This is a genomic window from Bacteroides sp. An269 (assembly GCF_002159755.1).
GTDB lineage: Bacteria > Bacteroidota > Bacteroidia > Bacteroidales > Bacteroidaceae > Phocaeicola > Phocaeicola intestinalis.
Genome location: NZ_NFJG01000190.1, coordinates 1 through 4,137 on the forward strand (window position 1 = coordinate 1; position 4,137 = coordinate 4,137).

Here is a 4,137-nt window from a genome sequence, read left to right on the forward strand (position 1 = left end):
ACTGACGAAGATATCTATCAGGCTATCATCAACAGGGAGGAAGATATGAAACATATTTGCGACATTTATAGATTAAAAGCTGCAAGTTGAACTTGCGAAACTTGAATTAAATATTTTTTATTGGCTATAATAAATCTTTCGTGTCCACTTCAAGAACTTTGGCGATTTCTACCAATGTCTCTAAGTTAGCTTGCATAGTGTTAGTACACCATTTCGAAACAGTTCTTGGATTTTTCCCCAACTGTTCATCTAACTATTTATTGGTACGTTTCTTTTCTGCTAGAACCACCTTCAATCGATTAATATCTTTGTTCATACATTACATAATATGTTTTCAAAAACAAAGATAATCTTATAATCGAAAATCTATTCTGATTATAGTGATTATCTGACAAATATATGTCGAAAAACGACTTTATATTGGAATATACTTCAATAATACTTATGGATTATGTGGATTGTTTTTCTTTATCCCTTCTCTCTTTTACCCTTTCCTGTCCCGGCATTTTTTTAGCCAATACACTTTCTCCAGCAGGAAAATAGATAGGAAAAACTTTATATAAGAAACTTACAATATCATTACGCTTCTTTCCCATATTGAAAAAAGCAGAACAAACAAAATACATAAGGTCTTGCTGACTACACGTCTCTTTTTGCTGAATAGATATTGATGGAGTAATTATCAAGTTATGTTCTGCAAATGCGCAAGCACAGGCAAGAATAGCTTTCTGCTCTTCCTCAGTAAATACTTTGATTTTTTCTGTTAACCATTCAAGTTCTCCTTTGAGAAGTGTTTTTTGCTTTTCATTTTGATGCTTTAATAGAGCATCTACATTTTTTTGTTGCTTTTCTGTCAAGGCATTTTCTAATGCTTGATTTTTTTGTTTAAGAAGATTGAATTTCAGCAAACCGGCAATGTACATACAAAAATATCCCACCGCAATATCGAATATCAAAATAAGCAGGTATTCTTCACTTGAAATTTGCGTAAACTTAGTCAAATATTCATTGATAGGAATAACGGCAAATAGCATGATGATGGCTATTACATAAAGCACTATATATCGAGTTTTATGTTTTACTTGCTGTAAAGAAGCAAACAAAAAGGCGATTACCAAAATGGCAACTATAACACAGAGTGGTATAAGATATATTCCCATAGATCTATTCTTCTGCTTTAGGATTAATTACAATACGCCAATAGCCACCATGATCTGCTCCCTCTCTGACAAGCAATCCTTTGGCTTTTAGATTTGCAATCTGCATTTCAATGGCTCGTTTACTGACTCCTATTTTTTCCGCCATCTTATCTTGAGATATAGACCCATCTGATATTACAAGGTCAAGAATGCTTTGTGCGGTCCGTCCCAATCGCTTTTGTTTCACCGAAGAATTTTGCAAATCACCGAAGGTTTTCACCGAAGATTTCTGTAAATCACCGAAAGTTTTCACCGAAGATTCTTCATCGATAGAGTACTTTTCGAGGCTACTATTTACCCTGTTGGCAACTTCCTCTATAGGTATCCTTCCGTTCTCTCCCCAATTCAAATTATAGAATGTGGTATAGAAAGAAATTGCTTCCGTTTGATATTGTGGTTCTTTGCCCGGCAGGAAATTAGGCAGTTTCTCCGTAAGTTCCCTCATTTTTCTTAAACCCGAACCACGTTTCTCCATATAGTCCAATTGAGTAAACATATCCGCAATGACAGGGTTACGGCGCATAGACGGCACTTTGTATATGTCCCGGTCTTGAATTTGTGTACCATCAAGCATTGCTCCTGGTGATACCAATTCTACTCGGTCATCATAGATGTCAATATGTACTTCACCACCCATTACTGTGTAATCTCTATGGATAAGATGGTTTACCAGCCCTTCAAAGATAGCACGGTCTGAATAGTCGGGGAGGTTAAGTCGATAGTTCGGCATCTTCACCCATCCGCTCATGGTATAATTCTTGATGAAGTCCATACCATATTTCAAAAGCAATACAAGATTTGCCCGATGCTCTACGGAACTGATTGCATCGTCTTTATAAAGTCCTGTCCAACGGGTGCAGAAAATACGTGATTGGAATACAGTGCAATTATCCACAAACAGCAATCCGGCATTGGTCAGTTTCCCGTCAGATGTGACAAGTCCGAATGATTCCAAATACTTATCATTCCATTCCTGATGGGTTTGTTCGCGGAAAGTGTTGGCTAGGATAACGAAAGAATGTTTGTTGGCATCCACTTGTGTAGGCAGCGAATCCCAAGTCATGTGCGTACCCTTTAATACCAATGAAAGAAGTTGTTGCGAATTGCATTCCACACTTTCATTACCAACTCGTGTATAAGCTGTACGTGTTCCGTCTTGATAATAATAATATGGTGTCAGCGTTCCTGACTTTACTCTTACTTCAAGCAGGTTACGTCCTTCATGTTCAATCGGAATAAGTTGTACCTCTGGTACTGGGTCAAGTCTTGCCTTTATCATTTCACTGATAAAGTCAGCATCTGCTTGCGGATTCTCCAAACCTACAATCACTCCGTCATCATTTACTCCATAGAACAAACTGCCACCGTCCGTGTTGGCAAAAGCCGACACAGATTTAAGCCATGACTTTACTTTCTTACGTTCCAGCATTTCCTTGAAATCGTAAGACGAGCATTCCGCAATCAATGTATTGTTATGAATTTGCATCGTTTTCTTTTTGTTATTAGGGTACAATTTCCCAATATCATATACAAAGATAGGGATAAAACCGGATATTTTGTTAAAATCGCCCCATTGATTTGATTATTATGTGTTTATATCACGATATTTATCAAATAAATCTGTACTTTTGCAGTAAAGAGCTGTGGTTGCTTATGGATGCTTATTTTCGGGTTTCCGCTATATTTGCAACACGTTCACGCAAGTTGCTCATACAGAGATACTGTTGATTTTGAGGAAGTGAAGTAAGTATCAGTAAACAACGATAACCAATCATAGAAAAGTAGGGTGTAGCTCAATGAGTTATGCCCTATTTTATTTTGTCAACGTACCCATTTCCATAATTACGACCCGACTTTAGAGCAGTATCCCTAAAGGCAAAACTGCTACAGCGCGGTAAGCATTCGATAAACTACAAGTTTTAAACCTTTATATACAACAATAGCGACTGTCACTATGAACCTAATAGTTTCAGTCGCTATTATTTTGTTGAACCTATATGTTGCATATGGCATTAGTTGTCAGATACCCCATGTTGTTTTGTCAATATACTTTCCGGATGTTTCAACTTCCATTTGTGTGGAAGCAGATCCAAAAGTTTCTCATGAGTTGCATTCTTGTGATAAGGCATTTGGGCGATTACATCATTCAGGTAATCCCTTGGGTTTACATCGTGTGCCTTACAAGTAGCCAATAGGGAACAGATAACAGACATATTAACTGCTGCTTCGGGATTGGTCTTGAAGGCTGTCTCATAACCTACAAAACCATCGCATTGAAGATATCCTCTATATGTATATTGATTTGCCAGAGATTCGATGACCGCTCCTGCCCGGGATCCATCATCATAATAGAAAATGACCAGTTTTTCCATGACTGACCTTACCATCCATAGATATTCCTTGTCAGCCTTGTGCTTTTCCCTGTTGATGACTGGGACTGTGGTTTCATCCGCCTGTACATAGTCACAGGAGAAGACCTCCCGCTTGAGTACCTCATATAGAGGTTTGAGCAGCTCCATTGTTTTTTTGAACCATCCGTCCAGCGTACTTTCGGTCAGGCCTTTCATTCCAAGATGTCGGTACTGTTGTATCTGACGGTAGAACGGGACATGATATTCATACTTCTGAAGCAGTATCTCGGCAAGCAGACTCGTGTCAGCGATACACTTGTCAACCGGCATCAGCGGCATGGGAGCTATCTCTACACCCTTCTGTCCGGCAGGAGGAAGCCGGGTGCTGTCCTTGAGGGCATATTTGGGACGGATAATTTCCTTGACGTAAAGCATGCCCGGCTTGTGTTTGACGACTTTTGTTATCTCTTCGCCTATCCTACGGTATAAAGACAGGTCAACACCTGTCGGTTCTATTGTCTCGGTCTCCAGTACGGGTAAGTCCTCTATCATTTTTCGGTTCTGACGATTCTGCTTCCGTACTTCCG

3 protein-coding genes and 1 pseudogene are annotated in these 4,137 nt (G+C 39.0%); all 4 read right to left on the reverse strand.

All coding sequences use genetic code 11. From position 1 onward, the window contains the following. Positions 1-124 precede the first annotated feature (124 nt). Positions 125-316 (reverse strand): annotated as a pseudogene (locus tag B5F71_RS18910) (helix-turn-helix transcriptional regulator). Between the two features lie 133 nt (positions 317-449). Then, positions 450-1,160, reverse strand: a complete 711-nt coding sequence (locus B5F71_RS18915; RefSeq protein WP_087213428.1) for a hypothetical protein — start codon at positions 1,158-1,160, stop codon at positions 450-452. 4 nt (positions 1,161-1,164) lie between these two features. Further along, the gene (locus tag B5F71_RS18920; protein WP_071150121.1) at positions 1,165-2,685 is read right to left on the reverse strand and encodes an RNA-binding domain-containing protein; all 1,521 of its coding nucleotides are present in this window, start codon (positions 2,683-2,685) and stop codon (positions 1,165-1,167) included. A 526-nt stretch (positions 2,686-3,211) separates the two neighbouring features. Continuing rightward, the coding region (locus tag B5F71_RS18925; protein WP_143269947.1) for a transposase at positions 3,212-4,137 on the reverse strand (926 nt) is incomplete at its 5' end.

What these genes read in the sequence shown, in the direction of transcription:
- B5F71_RS18915 (WP_087213428.1), bottom strand. Translation starts at nt 1,160, where the DNA reads ATGGGAATATATCTTATACCACTCTGTGTTATAGTTGCCATTTTGGTA.
- B5F71_RS18920 (WP_071150121.1), bottom strand. Translation starts at nt 2,685, where the DNA reads ATGCAAATTCATAACAATACATTGATTGCGGAATGCTCGTCTTACGAT.